11 protein-coding genes and 1 pseudogene are annotated in these 17,589 nt (G+C 41.1%); 4 read left to right on the top strand and 8 right to left on the bottom strand.

Going from position 1 to position 17,589, the window contains the following annotated elements; translation table 11 throughout:
* Positions 1-4: 4 nt before the first annotated feature.
* Positions 5-1,516 carry a DISARM anti-phage system protein DrmE domain-containing protein gene (locus KXZ66_RS03620; protein WP_219144808.1) on the bottom strand — a complete coding sequence of 504 codons (1,512 nt, stop codon included), beginning with the start codon at positions 1,514-1,516 and terminating at the stop codon, positions 5-7.
* A complete protein-coding gene (locus KXZ66_RS03615; RefSeq protein WP_038828363.1) occupies positions 1,494-2,456 on the bottom strand; it encodes a hypothetical protein in 963 nt (320 codons plus the stop codon). The genes KXZ66_RS03620 and KXZ66_RS03615 overlap by 23 nt, the downstream gene beginning before the upstream one ends.
* Positions 2,457-3,292: 836 nt before the next feature.
* Between KXZ66_RS03615 and KXZ66_RS03610 the strand changes: the two genes are divergently transcribed.
* The 3 genes from KXZ66_RS03610 (at position 3,293) to KXZ66_RS03600 (ending at position 7,089) form a co-directional block, all read left to right on the top strand.
* Positions 3,293-5,020, top strand: coding sequence for a hypothetical protein (locus KXZ66_RS03610; protein WP_038828364.1), 1,728 nt, complete (start codon positions 3,293-3,295; stop codon positions 5,018-5,020).
* A 65-nt stretch (positions 5,021-5,085) separates the two neighbouring features.
* On the top strand, positions 5,086-5,526 hold the full coding sequence (locus tag KXZ66_RS03605; protein ID WP_250540140.1) for a very short patch repair endonuclease: 441 nt from the start codon (positions 5,086-5,088) through the stop codon (positions 5,524-5,526).
* A 270-nt stretch (positions 5,527-5,796) separates the two neighbouring features.
* Positions 5,797-7,089, top strand: coding sequence for a DNA cytosine methyltransferase (locus KXZ66_RS03600; RefSeq protein ID WP_024120468.1), 1,293 nt, complete (start codon positions 5,797-5,799; stop codon positions 7,087-7,089).
* 214 nt (positions 7,090-7,303) lie between these two features.
* Here KXZ66_RS03600 and rlmD read toward each other — a convergent pair whose 3' ends face one another.
* From rlmD to srfP, 3 genes are all read right to left on the bottom strand, one after another.
* A complete protein-coding gene (gene rlmD, locus KXZ66_RS03595) occupies positions 7,304-8,692 on the bottom strand; it encodes a 23S rRNA (uracil(1939)-C(5))-methyltransferase RlmD (protein WP_219144807.1) in 1,389 nt (462 codons plus the stop codon).
* Positions 8,693-9,000: 308 nt separating this feature from the next.
* A complete protein-coding gene (locus tag KXZ66_RS03590; protein WP_003233894.1) occupies positions 9,001-9,912 on the bottom strand; it encodes a diacylglycerol kinase in 912 nt (303 codons plus the stop codon).
* Between the two features lie 150 nt (positions 9,913-10,062).
* Complete coding sequence (srfP, locus tag KXZ66_RS03585; RefSeq protein WP_041851222.1) at positions 10,063-13,221, bottom strand: surfactin resistance protein SrfP; 3,159 nt, start codon at positions 13,219-13,221, stop codon at positions 10,063-10,065.
* 131 nt (positions 13,222-13,352) lie between these two features.
* Between srfP and KXZ66_RS03580 the strand changes: the two are divergent.
* Positions 13,353-14,223: pseudogene (locus tag KXZ66_RS03580) on the top strand (TetR/AcrR family transcriptional regulator).
* A gap of 14 nt (positions 14,224-14,237) precedes the next feature.
* Here KXZ66_RS03580 and gatB read toward each other — a convergent pair.
* Genes gatB through gatC form a run of 3 tightly spaced genes read right to left on the bottom strand, consistent with a single transcriptional unit; the run spans position 14,238 to position 17,445 of the window.
* Positions 14,238-15,668 (bottom strand): Asp-tRNA(Asn)/Glu-tRNA(Gln) amidotransferase subunit GatB, encoded by a 1,431-nt coding sequence (gene gatB / locus KXZ66_RS03575; RefSeq protein ID WP_003219444.1) that lies wholly within the window; start codon positions 15,666-15,668, stop codon positions 14,238-14,240.
* A 13-nt stretch (positions 15,669-15,681) separates the two neighbouring features.
* Positions 15,682-17,139 carry an Asp-tRNA(Asn)/Glu-tRNA(Gln) amidotransferase subunit GatA gene (gene gatA / locus KXZ66_RS03570; protein ID WP_003233901.1) on the bottom strand — a complete coding sequence of 486 codons (1,458 nt, stop codon included), beginning with the start codon at positions 17,137-17,139 and terminating at the stop codon, positions 15,682-15,684.
* 15 nt (positions 17,140-17,154) lie between these two features.
* Positions 17,155-17,445 carry an Asp-tRNA(Asn)/Glu-tRNA(Gln) amidotransferase subunit GatC gene (gene gatC / locus KXZ66_RS03565; RefSeq protein WP_003219442.1) on the bottom strand — a complete coding sequence of 97 codons (291 nt, stop codon included), beginning with the start codon at positions 17,443-17,445 and terminating at the stop codon, positions 17,155-17,157.
* Between the last annotated feature and the right edge of the window lie 144 nt (positions 17,446-17,589).

The raw sequence follows: 17,589 nt of genomic DNA, 5'->3' as shown, positions 1-17,589 counted from the left end.
CACCTCACCCTTTAATAATCTTTAATATTTCGTTTTCAGGAATAAAATATATTTCATTAGAAATGCTTTTTATTTCTTCAATATTAAAACAAGCCCCTTTGAACTCTTTTGATTCAAACGTATAAAACCCGTTCTCATTGACCACATTTTCCAGGTGCTTATCTAATTCATTCATTAAGGATCGAGAAATGTGATGACCAGCTGAAATATGCGCACTACGTATTTCACTAGCTGCACTTAATATTTCGTTGATCTCTTCCGGATTAAATTTGAAAGCCCGTAACAATTCATCTAAGCACGATGGCCTAATTGAATTGTTACTCATCCAATTTTTAATATTGTTCTCTGTGGCCATTGAAATTTTATAACTTCTTCTTAAAATCTTAGAAACTCTATCGATTCCCTTTCCTTTTACATTATGGCGCAGCCTTTTCTTCCATTTTTCTAAGCTTTCTCGGTATCTTTCGGCTTTAACGCCCATAATGTTGTCTGCTTCTTCGCGAATTAAGCTAGACGCATTATGATCTCGAAATATTAATAAATCCCCTGCGGATAATTCCTTGACCGCTTCTTGAGAGATTTTTAGAGAATCTCGATCGATGATGTTTACCTTTTGCTTAATGGGTAAGAAAATATAATTATCGTTGGAAATAGTCGCTAGCTTCACTTCTACATTTTCTCCTAGGGAAATGTTTGTAATACTCTCAAACTGATTGATTAAAGATTCTTCTGATTTTTTTATTCTTCCTTTCACAAATGTTTCATTGAAATCTAAGCCTGCAAAGCCTTTATCGATGTTAACGTTTTTATACATTGTATTTATTATATGGTTGCTATTAATTAAATCCGAAAAGGCTTTCTTTTTTACCAATCGATTTGCGAAACAAGAATATCCCACAAATATAGTTTGTTTTCCGTAAAATACTTTAGAAAATTTGCTGTCAAAATATCCAGGAGTCCCTAGAAATATAACCGCGTCCGCAAAAACTCCTAGGTCTATAAATTCTTTGTCCTCCATCAGTTTATATTTCAGTCCTTTAACTTCAATGAGTTCATCTGAAGGCTTTTTCTTAGTTAAAATATAGGTGTTTTCTGAAGAAAGGTGTTTCTCGGTAACTAGTTTTAAAAGGGTTTCAACATAGGCATTATTCTGCTTTTTCCGTAATGTTTTTATTAAATCTATAATAGGCTCTATATTGTTCTTGAACAAGTCAGCATAAATGCGTCTTTTCGTTAAAGTAAAGTACTTCACAATCAGTTCATTATTCTCTCTAAAGTAAGTGCTATATTTGTTTATCGTGCCAACTACGCTTCGGCATGCTTGGATGAATGCCTCAGTCTCTTCTTGTAACAGTTGATCATGCTCATAATAAGTCTTGACTTCATATTTTAAATCTTTTAATGCCTGTATTAATTTTCCTATTTGGTCCTCTTCCACTTGTATAAATTCCACTTTTACTGACGAGGAATAGAACTTGTTTGCTAAACCTAAATCAGCTCTTCTGTGACCAAGCAAAAATCTCCACTCCTTTTGGGATTTCAATTTGGTTATTATCCATGTATTTTAAGATGTCTTCGTTGAAAGATTGGCACCTGTCTATTAAAAACTCCCGCTCTATTTTCAATTGAAGCTCCTCTACTTTTTCATTTGCCTCATGTTGATCTATAATAAATATACACTTTTGTTGCTTAAATTGATCCATATTTCTAAGTGCCCTGCTGCTTCCAGCAAATATTATCATTGAGTCATCTGGAAGAATTGATGAATGGTTTTGCTGGATAAATGAAAAGTTCTTAAATGTGCCGCCTGTACCATCAAACAATAATTCGTCCAATTGCAAGTGCTCTTCACCTATTTCAAATTGGATAACTGATATACTGTCTTTCCATTCTTTTTGATTAGCACATAAATAGGTTTTTGGAATGTTTTGCATCATTAACAAATTGAGATTGTACTCTGAATACAAATTTCTTAATTTGGCATTATCGACTATGTTCTCTACATTTCTCACTCGCCTGGTGTTTCTAACTCTAGTTACTTCATCTTTATGTATCCTCACATGGTCAAACCATCTTGCTTCCGGTATATAGGTAGTACAATTTGAACGATCTTTCACTAATATGGCTCTAGTCTCTTCATTAGGGACTTTGCTTACTTCTAAAACAGAATGAGCTATCCAATCTTCTCCTGTTTTGTAAAGAATCCTTTGACCTTTTTTTAAACTAAGATACTTCCCTAATAGTGTTTCTTTAGATGGATTCCTGAAATCATAATTAATAGCTCCAAGAACAAAAAAATAAGAGAACATTAGATTAGCTGGTACGGATATATATAACTTTATATGTCGGTTTGTTTTTTTTACATAATTAGCTAATTCTATACTAAATCTCATCCAGTCCTCTAAGTAAACAAAATCATTTTTAAAGTCTCTATATTTCCAATTATTAAAAATCATTAACTATTTCATCTCCATATATAAAATCAATCTTTTATCTCCCATTAATTACTTCTCGCGAAAGTTTTAGATAGAGTTTAGGCTGTAAAATAAATTCAAGAAAAAATGAACTCCTTCTATATATGCTTCTATGTGTCTTTCATCAATTTGGATTTTTTCAAAATACAAAAATTTGCCGACCTGAAATAACAAGGCTCGGATATTCATCTTCTAAAATATCAAGACCTAAAAATGTTACGCCCCTTTAACTCTTTGATGTTGGGCTCTTTCGAAATAGGAGAGGAGGGACACTTTCATAATTTTGCAACTTATTGTTATGAAAAGCCTCTTAATAGTTGGTTCCCTTCTTTTCGCTCAATTCTCTACCAGCATCTTTGGTATCCCGATAACGGTACATGTCCAGTCTCAAAGTTTATCTCATCAGGACATTCCAATTCACTTCCAGCTATATACAACCAAAATGCTACGAGTTTGGTTGTATCCCTCTTTTTAGGCAAAAGCCCCCGCTAAGCCTAATAGCTTATTCAAAGGATCATCACCAAAATTCCCTTTATTCCCGCCTTCATAAATTGCATTTATACAGAGGGGAGCATTTTCTAAACTTTCAAATGGGTAAATTGAATTAAGTATATTTTCCCCTTCAACTTCCTTCAGTTCGCATTTTCGCATGTTAACATTTACAATTTATATTATAAGCTTTTACCAGAACCACTTGAAAGCTTTAGTTTTTTAGGAAACCATAACTTTTTTAGATTACTTGTGGTACTATTTACTTAGTAATCATTTTCACTTTCTTAAGAAAACAATAGAGAAATAGAAAACAGAGGGTGTATACAATGGGGAAAAATTCAAAGGCTATCGGTGATAATCATGTTAAATCAGTATACCAAGCATTATTGCAATCTTTAAATTCAAAATCCATAAGCAGTTTTTCTAAAATAACAATTGAGACTATATCATTTATTAGAAATTTATACCCAGAAATTGATTCTGTTACTTCAAAGTTCGATAATTTATGTCCTGATAAATCAAAAGATCTTACTTTATATTTGAAAAGTGGCAAAACTATCTCGTTAAATTTATTTCTAATTAAAAAAGGCCGACGCATTCAGCCAAAAAATCCTGGTGCAAAGAGTTTTTTGGAAAAGTATTTTTTATCTACAGGAATGCAAAAGATTTTTAACAAAGAATTTGAAAGGTACTATTTAGACTACTTAAAAGAAGTAGTAGAGCATAAAGAAGGAACACACTACATAACAGATAAAAGAGAGTTAAAAAGGCTTGTGTCAAACCATTTTCCAAAATTCACAGAAGAAATTAATTTATATAGAGACAAGTTTCTTTTCAACTTGCGTGAAACTTGTTTTACATTATTGCAGGAATTTTATAATGAGAAGAATATAGGATTTACCCATGCCTTTAATGTCTTTTTCATGGTCAATGACACAAATATCATCACAAGTTACGGCAAAGATGAAAATGATGTCAAGGTTGAAAAGTTTGCACCTGCCCCCCCATCTTTGAGGGATATTGAACTTTACAAAACAGGAAAGAGTACAGTTGGGATTAAATTTGGAGAAGTGGGACTCACCCTAAGGTTTAAATTTGAAAGTGCTCCTGGAAAATCGATTAAACTTGCTACGAGTTACCATGAATTCCCTAAAGAGCAAGAGAGAGTGGATGTCAACTTAAAAACCATGAGGAAAATGGTAAAACTATTGAGTAAACATGAGTACGTTAAAACATCGAATAACAGTAATGCAATAGGCAAATGCCATGAAGCATGGACATATTATTATTTCTTAAAAGCGTTTCCCGACGTTGTACAAGTAGATCCAAAGCAATGTATTGAATTAATTGATACGTACTTTTCTAGCGTAAATCCAATTACACTAAAAAAACTATATAGCTCAACTTCTACAATAGTAAATGCTATAACAAATAAACTTAGACAAAAATATAATGACTATATTATAGAAAGTATTGAATTAATTCCAGATGCATATATTAAAGATAGGCTTGATACAGGGGACCTTCAGTTAGTCTTAAAAGTAAATAACAATATTATTGTTGAGAATATTTCTCTAAAAGCTTTAGCAAAAAGGAATAGCAAAATCACTACTAAGAATCCGGGGATGGGTAGCATTCTTGGACCAACATATTTTAATATGGGAAGCATGGAATCAGTTATTAATGAGGTGAAAACAAAGTTTGCCGTAGGGGAATTAAATCATAGAAAAAGTTTAGAAATACTCTCTTATGAGTTAGGAATAAAACTTAACAGTGCAACTCAGGAACAATTAAGAAGAGGAATTCACAATTTATTAGGAAAAGCAATGATAGCTATTACTATTTATGGTGAGGGAATCAGCTTTTGCAAAGAGCCTTCTGAAATTGACGGTGAAGTAAAAGTGTATGTAAATGTGCCTTCTGCTATACAAAATACCTTAACATGGAATAATGAGTTAGAGTCAATTAGTTTACGGGCCAAATTTAGCGGAGGTCAAAAGCGCGGCTGGTCTTCTATTAAATTAACATCAGAATGCCAGTTGGAAAGCAGATAATAAACAATGTCCAATGACCAATAACCACTTTTGTTTTTTCTATCTTTTATGAGGGAATATTATAAATGATTCCAAAAGAAAGGTTGGGGCAAATGGACAAGATGTCAAAAGAGTCTAGAAGCAATGTTATGAAATCCATTAAATCAGTTTCCCAATTAGAAAATTTGGTTGCAAGTGCATTGTGGAATCGGGGCTATCGGTTCCGAAGAAACACCAAAAGCCTTTTTGGGAAACCAGATTTGTCTATAAAAAAGTATAAGGTGGTCATTTTTATCGATTCTTGTTTCTGGCATTTCTGCCCTGTTCACGGCAAGATCCCTAAAAGCAACACAGATTATTGGAATGCTAAATATATAAAAAATAAAACCCGAGATGAAGAAGTCAACACATTTTATAAGGAGAATAATTGGAATATACTTCGTGTATGGGAACATGAATTCAAGGAAGATTTTGATTTTGCCATTGACACGATAGCTAATTTTATTGAACAATCTAAGAGAAAATAAAGAGCAAAATTAGATTAAAAAGAACTTTCTTGTGGAATGTTTTGAACAAATCCATCTTATATTATGACCTCGCTTTCCTCCATTAAATCAATGGCTAGCAATGTTTCTAATTTAATTCAATTTCCCAATTAACAGAATAACACAAAATAACCATTAAATAATAATGTAAATATATAAGGAAAATCATTATATTAAGGACACTGGCGCTGGCCTTTTGAATTGAAATTTGATAAGATATCATAAGAGGTGCAACAGGAGGTTGTTTAAAATATGACTTTAAAAATTGATATCAAAGGTAGAGGCAAATATAAGCCGGCGTCTGATTATTCTATAGATGATGTAAAGAATGTACTAATGGAGAAGATCTTTGAGGAATCTTCAAGAATTATTAATTCTGATGATGATCTAGAAATCATTGAAAAGGTTGATTTTCGCACTGATAAAATAAATGTGCTTAGCCTGTTTTCGGGCTGCGGCGGACTCGACCTTGGATTTGAATTAGCAGGATTGGCTGCAGTAATCGGTGAACAAGCAGCTATGGAAGCATTTAAAGATAAAGACCGATTTAATGAACTAAGGAATAAAAGCATCTTCCATACCATATATACAAATGACTTGTTTAAAGAAGCCAATCAAACATACAAAACAAATTTTCCAGGTCATGTTATACAGCACGAAAAGGATATAAGACAAGTTAAATATTTCCCAAAATGCAACCTTATCCTTGGAGGATTCCCCTGCCCTGGATTTAGTGAAGCTGGCCCACGTTTGATAGATGACGATCGTAACTTCTTATATTTACATTTTATTAGAAGCCTGATACAAGCACAGCCAGAAATATTTGTAGCAGAGAATGTTAAAGGCATGATGACTCTTGGAAAAGGCGAGGTTTTAAATCAGATTATCGAAGATTTTGCTTCAGCTGGCTATAGGGTTCAGTTTAAGCTATTAAATGCAAGGGACTATGGAGTTCCGCAACTCAGAGAGCGTGTTATAATTGTTGGCGTCAGAAAAGACATTAGCTTCAATTACAAATATCCATCTCCAACCCATGGTGAAGAAACGGGCCTAAAGCCATTCAAAACGCTGAGAGATTCTATAGGAGATTTAGTGACTGATCCAGGACCGTACTTTACGGGGTCATATTCTTCTATTTATATGTCTCGTAACAGAAAGAAAAGCTGGGACGAGCAAAGCTTTACCATCCAAGCTTCAGGGAGACAGGCCCCCCTCCATCCAGGTGGCTTATCTATGAAAAAAATAGGAAAAGATAAGTGGGTTTTCCCTGATGGGGAAGAAAACCATAGAAGGTTGTCTGTAAAGGAAATTGCCAGGGTGCAAACTTTCCCAGATTGGTTTCAATTTAGTCAAGGAACAAACAGCCAGACTTCAATTAACAATAGACTAGACAAACAATACAAGCAAATAGGGAATGCTGTGCCAGTTTTGCTGGCTAAGGCAGTTGCTTCTCCTATTGCAAATTGGGCAATAAATTATCTCGAAAGCTCTCCAAATAATAAAATAAAGAACGAGAACGCAAGCTTTCAATTAGGACTTTTTTAAGTATCAAAACCAGTTAAATTGAATGCTTTCCTTTAATTAACTAGCCATCCCTAGCAAAATAAGATGGCTAGTTTTTTTTTTGTAAAGCTAGCTTTTGACAAGAAGGAGAACATACTTAAATATGTTTGCCAAAAAGAAGGATGGGCTTTATACTTCTCACTAATATGAAATTCTAAAAGAGCCCTTCGGGAATTTGTGAAAGGCTCTTTAATCACTAATTAATATTTATAATTCTCTCCAGAACAGCCACACACTCCACATGATTCGTATGCGGAAACATATCCACAGGCTGCACTTCGAGCGTCTGATACCCGCCATCCTTAAGCACCTGCAAGTCTCTCGCAAGCGTGCCAGGATTACAGGACACATACACCACCCGCTTCGGTTTCATCTCCACAATTGTCCGCAGGAGGGCTTCGTCGCAACCTTTTCTTGGCGGGTCGACGACTAGCGTATCGGCCGTGATGCCTTCTTCATACCACTTTGGAATCACGGTTTCTGCTTCACCGACCGCGAACTCAGCGTTTGTGATGCCGTTTAGCTCAGCGTTGCGTTTGGCATCTTCAATCGCTTCCGGCACAATTTCTACACCGTACACTTTTTTCGCCTGCTTTGCCAGAAATAGAGAAATTGTTCCGATGCCGCAGTAGGCGTCAATGACGGTTTCTTCCCCTTGAAGCTCAGCGTACTCAAGCGCTTTGTCGTAGAGCACTTTTGTCTGCTCTGGGTTGACCTGATAGAACGATCTGGCGGAGATGGCGAATTTGACGTCTCCGATGAGGTCGTAGATGTATTCTTCGCCCCAGATGACGTTTGTTTCGTTGCCAAAAATGACGTTTGTTTTGTTTGGGTTGATGTTTTGCACGATGGATTTGACGTGCGGGAATTGAGCTGTGATGTCTTCGATGATCTTCGCTTTATGCGGGAAATCGTTTGTTCTTGTGATGAAGACGATCATCATTTCGCCCGTAACAACGCCGTATCTGACCATGATGTGTCGGAGCCAGCCTTTGTGGCGTTCTTCATTGTAGGCTTTGACACCGTAGTTTGCGCAAATGTCTTTGACGGCTTGGACGGCTTCGTCGTTTTTGGATTGCTGGATCAGGCAGGCGCTCATGTCAATGATGTCATGGCTTCTTTGCTGATAGAATCCGGCGACGAGTCCGCCTTCCCGTTCTCCTACCGGCACCTGCGCTTTGTTTCTGTAGTTCCACGGGTCTTCCATGCCGAGTGTCGGGTGCACGGTGACGTTGGACAGGTCCAGCTTTCCGATGCGTTCTAAGACGTCTTTGACTTGTTTCTGTTTAAACAGGAGCTGGCCTTCGTAGGTCATGTGCTGTAGCTGGCAGCCTCCGCATTGTTTGTAAATCGGGCATGGGGCGTCGGTTCTGTGCGGACTTTCTTCCTTCAGCTCAATCAGGCGGCCGAAGGCGAACCCTTTTTTGACGCGTGTCACTTTGATTTGGGCTTTTTCCTCCGGCAGGGCGTTCGGCACGAAGATCGGGAAGCCCTGCACCTTAGCGACGCCCGCTCCTTCATGAGTCAAATCCTCAAATGTCACGTCGTAGTATTCATTTTTTTCTACTGGGGGTTTCATTTTCATGTATGTTCACCTCTTGTTTTAAGCGAAAGAAAAACTTGGCCTATTCAAGCCAAATTTCAGCGTGTAGCCAAACCTTCGCATTCGTTGTCAGGCCTGTGCTTCGGTGCTCACGTAAAAAGACCAGCGGCTAAAAACTAGAGCGTCCTGCTCAAACGCCGCTGTCACCGCATCCTGCGGAAGTACGCTCCAATGCTCGTCCTTCCTAGACTTCAAAGGTTTTCAATCACGCTGAAAAGATGACAAAATCCTAAAACGAAAACTGTTTTAGGATTTTGTCAACATTCTGAGCTTGGCTTACCAGCCAAGTTTTAGTCATCCAGCTGTTCCGCTTTCTCCTTCGGCATGACGACGTGAATGTGTCGATACAGATTCACGAATTCGCCCGGCAGCATGCCGCCGTACTCGCCGTCCAGGTTCAGCTGCATCTTTTCTGATACATTGACTTTCACGCGGTTCGCTTTTGTATAAATAATGTGCTGGTCGTTGATATGTTCGCCGCGAAGCGCCATCGTTGCGACCCTGATAAATTCAGCAAGGTTTGCTTTCTTTAGTATCATCAAATCAAACATGCCGTCATTCAGGCTGGAATCCGGCGCGAGCTTTTCGAACCCGCCGACGGAATTTGTCAGCGTGACCAAAAACAGCATGATTTCACCTTGAAACAGCTTGCCGTCATATTCAATCTCGACTTCTGTCGGACGAAGTGAAGGCAGCATTTCCATTCCCTTTAAATAATAAGCAAGCTGGCCTAGCATTGTTTTCAGTTTGCTTGGCACGTCGTACGTCAGCTCCGTCAGGCGGCCTCCTCCGGCGATATTGATAAAATACTGGCCGTTGACCTGTCCGATATCAATCGGGCGGGCGACGCCGTTAATGACCGTATCTGCCGCTTTTAAAATATCCTCTCGCGGAATGCCGAGCGCTCTGGCGAAGTCGTTCGTGGTGCCGACTGGAATCACACCGAGTGTCGGACGGTTGTCTAAAGGCGCAAGCCCGTTGACGACCTCGTTGATCGTTCCGTCTCCGCCTGCCGCAATGATCAGGTCAAACTCACGCAATGCCGCTTCCTTGGCAGCGTGTGTAGCGTCTCCTGCGCATGTCGTTGCATGGGTGGAGGTTTCATAGCCGGCTTGTTCAAATTTTTGCAGGACCTGGGCAAGATGCTTTTTAAAGATCTCCCGTCCTGAAGTCGGATTGTATATTATGCGTGCACGTTTCATTATCTCATCATCCTACTTAAGAGTATCCGATCCATTTTTACACTAACAACCTTTAATTATACTATGAGTTAAAAAAATCGCAACAAAATGTACATAATCTTACAGGTGAAAACGCACAAAAGCCTCAGCAGAGCTGAGGCTTTTAGTTTTTTACTCTTCTTCCGTTCCCGGTTTTTTCTTGCGGAACTTCGCCAATACTTCATATACGATTGGCACGATCAAGAGCGTCAGAAGCGTTGAACTGATCAAACCGCCGATAACCGTGACGCCGAGTCCTTTTGAAATGACCTGGCTTCCGCCTTCGAAGCCGAGGGCTAATGGAATCAAGGCGCCGATTGTCGCAATGGCTGTCATCAGGATCGGACGGAGTCGTGTAGAGCCGGCTTCCAGGAGCGCTTCTCTCGTAGACAGGCCTTCCGCTTCCTTATGAATCACGCGGTCAATTAAGACAATGGCATTCGTGACAACGATACCGATCAGCATAAGCATACCGATCATTGCGTTCAGACTGATCGTTTCACCTGATACGTAAAGTCCGACCAGGGCACCGATGACTGTGAACGGTAATGAGAACAGAATCGCAAATGGCGCTAGTGCTCCGCCGAAGGTAATCACGAGCACAAGGTAAACGATCGCTATTGCTGCCAGCATCGCTAAACCGAGCTTCGTGAAGGAATCAGCGATATCCGCTGATACGCCGCCTGTGTCAATCGATACGTTATCAGGATGGTCTAGCTTATCGATTTTCTTCTGGATAGCAGCTGATACGGCTGTGACGTTGTCAGATGTAACCTCACCTGTGACATCCGCATAGACTTTTCCGTCACGTTTTGACACGGTATCTGATGTTGATCCTTCCTTCACTTTTGCCACATCGCCGATTTTGACTTCCTGGCCAGTCGCGGAAGTGATCTTTTTATTCTCTAAATCTTTCACACTCTTATACTCGTCTTTTTCTGTCTTAATGTTCACATCAAGCTCTTTGCCGTCTTTTTTCACAGTTGTGAGCGGTTCTTGTGATGTTTGTGACATTAAGGCCTGAGAAATTTGAGACGCAGTTAAACCGAGTTTGCTTAGTTTTTCTTGGTCAGCGACAAATGTGTACTCATCATATGTGCTGGAAAGGCCTGAATTTACGTTTTTCAGATCCTTTTCATCCTTCATGATTTTTTCAATGTCTTTAACCGTGTCTTTAATATCGTTTTCAGAATCGCCATACACATAGTATGTTAATTGGTTGTTATTGCCTGAAGAGCTGAAGTCCTGTGACTTCCATTCTCCGCGGTCAGATTGCTTTTGGATTTCCTTCAGAACGTTATCTTTTTCTTTATCAAAATCAGGTGTGTCGCTTTCATATTTGATATAGAATAACGCACCGTTAGAATCTCCTCCGGCAAGCGGGCTGCCAGAGCCTAATGAATACTGAACCGTATCGACATGCTTGCGGTCAAGCAGGATTTTTTCTGCTTTTTCAGCTTCATTTTCGGCTTCTTTTTTCGTTTCACCCGGTTCTGGGCTGTATGTGAGCTGCATCGTTTTTTCTTCCTCGGACGGCAGGTAGCTGGCACCGATTAACGGTACAAGGAACAAGCTTCCAAGGAGCATCAGAACAGCGATGATAGACGTGATCCATTTGTGGCTCAGCGCCCAGTTCAATACTTTTTTATAGATGTTTGCAAGTCTGCCAGGTTTGTGTTCTTTCGCTTTAATCGGCGCACCGGTTAATGATTTTTTGAACAGGCTGTGTGCGAGCATCGGCACAAGCGTGATTGAAATCACCAGGGATGCGGCAAGCGCAAAAACAATCGTTAAGGCAAACGGAATAAACAACTCACCGATTTGTCCGCCTACAAGTGCGAGCGGCAGGAATACCGCAATTGTCACAATCGTTGATGACATGATCGGTTTAAACATTTCCTTCGTCGCTTCACGAACCAAGGCTTTTCCGCGGAGCGGCTCGTCTTTGAGTCTCATTCGGCGATAAATGTTCTCGATGACAACGATGGAGTCATCGACTACACGTCCGATGGCAACGGTCATTGCGCCGAGCGTCATAATATTCAATGTGATATCAAGCTGCTGCAGCACAAGGAGTGCGATCAGCAATGATAATGGAATTGAAACTACCGAAATTAATGTTGATTTGATATCTCTTAAGAATAAGAGAATAATCACAATCGCAAAAATAGCACCGAAGATGGCTTTGCTTAACATCGTGTCAACTGACTGTGTGATCGGCTCCGCCATGTCGAGAGTTGCGCTGTAATTGAAGCCTTTATGGTCTTCTTTGAACTTCTTCAGCTCAGCTTTGACATTGTCGGCAACCTCTACCGTATTCGCATCGTTTGCTTTGACGATGTTGATGCCGATGCTGTCTTTGCCATTTGTGCGTGAAACGGATTCAGCTTTTTTCACATCTTTAATTGTAGCAATGTCAGAAAGCTTGACCGTCGGCACTGCTGTGCTTGCGCTTTGCTGCGCCTGTGCTGCCGCTTGTGCGCTTTGGGCTGCCTGTGCACTCTGCGCCGCCGCTTGAGATGCTGCACTGCTGCCTGCACTTGAAGCTGATGCCGTCGGGATTCTCATATTCTTCAAATCTTTAATTGTTTCAATATCGCCGCTGACGACGACAGATTTTTCTTCATTTCCGAATGTGTACAATCCAAGCGGAGTTGTCACATCTGAACCTTGAATCACTTGTTTGACTGTATCTTCATCAAGGCCGTATTCCTTCAGTTTGTCTTCTTTGAAAGAGAATTCAACCTCTTCCACCTGCTGGCCCGATACTTGGACGGACGCAACGCCTTCTATGCCTTCAAGCTTAGAAACGAGGCTGTCCTCCACTTTTTTCGTCAGCTCTTGCAGGTTATCTTTATCACTGGACACACTTAACGTCAGAATCGGGAATGAGTTCAAGCTGTAGCGTGAAATCTCCGGATCCTTCGCGTCATCAGGCAGGCTGACGTTTTCTAACGCTTCAGCTGCTTCTGTTTTCGCTTTGTCCATATCTTTCTCATAATCATATTCAATCATGACCGACGATGCGTTTTCATAGGACGTCGACGTCACAACGCTGACACCGTCCAAGTTCTGCACGGCTTGTTCAACCGGTTTGGTCACTTCATCAGCCACTTGGCTTGGTGTCGCACCCGGATATGTCGTGCTGATCGTCAAGTAAGGCATATTCACGTCAGGAATAGACTCTTGCTTCATATTCATACCCGCATACAAGCCGGCTGCCGTTACAATAATCGTCATCAGCCATACGGCGAATTTGTTTTTCAGAACGAAATTAATAACGTGGTTCATCATATCCTCCATTACATTTTTTATTGACTGACTGGTCATTCTATATAATACTAAACGTTATAACGCAACAACGTCAACTCATATACCAGAAAATTTTACTAAATTTTTCAAGGATTAAGGGGAAGCACGTCATGAATGAAAAAAAAGAGAGAATCATAAAAACCAGCATTCGTTTATTTGCGAAAAAAGGATTCGCAGCTACGACGATCCAAGAAATCGCCAGTGAATGCGGCATTTCGAAGGGCGCTTTTTATTTGCACTTCAAATCGAAAGAAGCGCTGCTGTTATCTGCCTGTGAATATTATATCGGTATGTCTATGAACAAAATGAAAAATATAGAAGAAGATCTTGCTGGAAAGCCGCCTAAAGAAGTTTTGAAAAAACAAATTGGCGCTCAATTTGAGGATTTTCGTGATCATAAAGATTTTATCGTACTTTTGCTTACCGAAAATATCATTCCGGAAAATCAAGAAATCAAGCAATACTTTTACAAAGTAACCATGGAGACGGATAAGCTGTACCGGAACGCCTTGCTGTCGTCCTATGGAAAAGGAATCGAGCGGTATGTCGCAGATCTGTCCATTATGGCAAGAGGCATTGTGCATTCTTATATGAACGTGATGGTATTTAACGGTGAGCTTAATATCGATGCAGAAGAAATCTCAGCCTTTATTATTGAAAGACTGGATGATCTTGTACAGGGGCTGAGCCGTTCAGCACTCAATCCGATTGTGCCAAAAGACATTTTCAACCCGATGCCTGCGGGGAAAGACCAGCTGCTTGAGGACATTCAGAAAGTGAAAGAAAACAGCACGCTGCCCGAGGATATCACCGTGTCACTTGATGTTATCGAGGAAGAATTGGCTCAGGATAAACCGCGCAAACCGATTATTAAAGGCATGCTGTCCAATTTGACCGGAACCAACGACAAAGAAGTTGAAAGGCTTCGGGCCCTCATCTCTGTCTTTATCTCAATTTGACCATAAAAAAAGCAGCCTCTAAGGGCTGCTTTTTTATTAGCGTTTTTTAATTTCTTCAAGCAGAATTTTGTTGACCATCGGCGGGTTGGCTTGTCCTTTGGACGCTTTCATAATCTGTCCGACTAGGAAGCCGATCGCGCGGTCTTTTCCGTTTTTAAAGTCTTCGATTGATTGAGGATTGTTGTCAAGCGCCTCAGTGACAAGCTTCAGAAGCACGCCTTCGTCAGAAATCTGAACAAGGCCTTTCTCTTTCACAATCTTCTCAGCGTCGCCGCCTTTTTCAATCAATTCTTTAAACACTTTCTTCGCGATCTTAGAAGAAATGGTGCCTTTTTCAATCAATTTGATCATGCCGGCAAGGCCTTCAGGTGTCAGGGCAACATCGGCAAGCTCTTTTTGTTCTGCGTTTAGGTAAGCTGACACTTCACCCATCAGCCAGTTAGACGCTTGTTTAGCTTCAGCGCCTTTTTGAACGGTTTCTTCGAAGAAATCAGCCATTTCTTTTGTCAGCGTCAGAACCATCGCGTCATATGCAGGCAAGCCAAGCTCTTCGATATAACGCTTGCGGCGCTCATCCGGAAGCTCAGGAATGCTTGCTTTTACGCGTTCCTTCCATTCATCATCAATGTAGAGCTCGACTAGATCTGGCTCTGGGAAGTAACGGTAGTCGTCAGATCCCTCTTTGACACGCATAAGAATGGTTTTCTTCGTTGCTTCATCATAACGGCGAGTTTCTTGCTGGATGACGCCGCCGGAAAGAAGAACCTGCTCCTGGCGTTTTTCTTCATGCTCAAGGCCTTTTTGAACAAACGCAAAGGAGTTCAAGTTTTTCAATTCTGTTTTTGTGCCGAATTCCTCTTGGCCGATCGGACGAAGAGAGATATTGGCGTCACAGCGAAGTGAGCCTTCTTCCATTTTACAGTCAGAAACGCCTGTATATTGGATGATGGATTTCAGCTTTTCAAGATACGCGTACGCTTCTTCCGGCGTGCGGATGTCCGGCTCTGATACGATCTCAACAAGCGGCGTTCCTTGACGGTTGAAGTCAACAAGAGAATAGCCGTCGCCTGTATGCGTCAGCTTTCCGGCATCCTCTTCAAGGTGAAGGCGCGTGATGCCGATGCGTTTTGTTTTGCCGCCGACTTCAATTTCGATCCAGCCGTTTTCGCCGATTGGCTTATCAAATTGAGAAATCTGATACGCTTTCGGGTTGTCAGGATAGAAATAGTTTTTGCGGTCAAACTTCGTATCCGTTGCGATCTCACAGTTGAGCGCCATAGCGGCTTTCATTGCGAATTCAACGGCTTCTTTGTTCAGGACAGGCAGGACGCCCGGGTATCCGAGGTCAATGACGCTTGTCTGCGTATTCGCCTCCGCGCCGAATGGCGTTGGAGAGCTTGAGAAAATTTTTGATTTTGTTTTTAACTCAACGTGGACTTCAAGTCCGATTACCGTTTCAAAGTTCAATTCTTTTCACCCCTTACAGTTCAGGTTTTGCTTTATGATGGTCTGTCGCTTGTTCAAATGCATGAGCAACGCGGTATACAGTGCTTTCATCAAAGTGTTTTCCGATGATTTGCAGGCCGAGCGGAAGACCGTCTGCTAATCCGCATGGCACGCTGATTCCCGGTACGCCGGCAAGGTTGACCGGAATCGTTAAGATATCGTTTGCGTACATTGTGAGCGGATCCTTCGTGTTTTCACCGATTTTAAACGCAGGTGTCGGTGTAGTCGGTCCAACAATAACATCATATTTTTCAAATACGTCTTCGAAATCCTTCTTAATCAACGTACGCACTTTTTGCGCTTTTTTGTAGTACGCATCGTAGTAGCCTGAGCTTAAAGCAAACGTTCCGAGCATGATGCGGCGTTTGACTTCATTTCCAAAACCTTCAGCGCGCGTTTGCTTGTAAAGGTCGATCAGGTTATCCGCGTTGTCTGTGCGGTAGCCGTAGCGGATGCCGTCAAAGCGTGCAAGGTTCGCTGACGCTTCAGAAGATGACAGCAGGTAATATGTCGCAAGCGCGTATTTACTGTGCGGAAGAGACACTTCTTCCCATGTAGCGCCGAGACCTTCAAGGACTTTCAGCGCTGCCAAGACAGATTCTCTCGCTTCTTTGCCGACACCTTCACCAAGGTATTCTTTCGGAACGGCGATTTTCAGTCCTTTGATGTCGCCAGTTAATGAAGAAAGAAAATCAGGCACGTCCACATTTGCACTCGTGGAGTCCATTTTGTCTACGCCGGAAATCGCTTGAAGTAAAAACGCGTTATCCTCAACCGTACGTGTAATCGGCCCGATTTGGTCTAATGAAGACGCAAATGCGACCAGACCGTAACGAGATACACGTCCGTATGTAGGTTTTAATCCGACAACGCCGCAGAAAGATGCCGGCTGACGGATGGAGCCGCCTGTGTCAGATCCAAGAGAAAACGGAACTTCTCCCGCAGCAACCGCAGCCGCAGATCCGCCGCTTGAACCGCCGGGAACTGTTTCTAAGTTCCAAGGGTTTTTCGTCAGCTTGTAAGCTGAGTTTTCGGTAGATGATCCCATGGCGAATTCGTCCATGTTCAGTTTTCCGATTGTGACCGCTTCAGCGTCTTGAAGGCGCTGAACGACAGTAGCGTCATAGATCGGATCAAAGTTTTCGAGAATTTTGCTGGAGCATGTTGTGCGCAGCCCTTTTGTTACGATATTATCTTTTACGCCGATCGGCATACCGAAAAGAAGACCGTGCTCAGAACGCCCGTCAACCGCCTCATCAAGCTCCTTCGCGTATGCGCGCGCTCTTTCTTCATCTAATGCCAAAAAGGCTTGTACCTTATCATCAACCGCTTGGATGCGTTTATAAGATTCATCAACCAGATCAGAAATCTTAATCTCTTTTTTATGTATGAGCTGTTTTAATTCTGTGATTTTATGATCAAATAATGACATTCTTGTGTCCCTCCTTTAGTCCAGAATTGATGGCACACGAATATAGCCGTCTTTATGGTCAGGCGCATTTTTCATGACATCCTCAACCGGAAGACCTTTACCCGCTTCATCTTCTCTCATGACATTTTTCATTTTCAGCACGTGAGTTGTAGGCTCCACATTGTCTGTGTTAACCTCATTAAGCTCCTCAGCAAATGAAATGATACTGTCGAGCTGTTCAGTGAACATTTTTGCTTCTTCTTCAGTAATCGCAAGTCTTGCAAGGTGCGCAACGTGCTTTACTTCTTCTATTGAAATTCGTGACATATGATCCACCTCCACATATTTCTCCGTTAAGTCATATAATACTGATCATATCAAAAACAAGCCCTTTAAAGCAACAAAACGCCTTAAGACAGGCCTGTGTTTTCGAAACAATACCCTATATATTTTATACTAAAATGAGGCGAA

Origin of the sequence: Bacillus sp. LJBS17, assembly GCF_019334685.1 — a bacterium.
Taxonomy (GTDB): Bacteria; Bacillota; Bacilli; order Bacillales; family Bacillaceae; genus Bacillus; species Bacillus subtilis.
The sequence above is the reverse complement of the archived record's forward strand: the minus strand, read 5'-3'. Positions and strand labels throughout refer to the sequence as shown.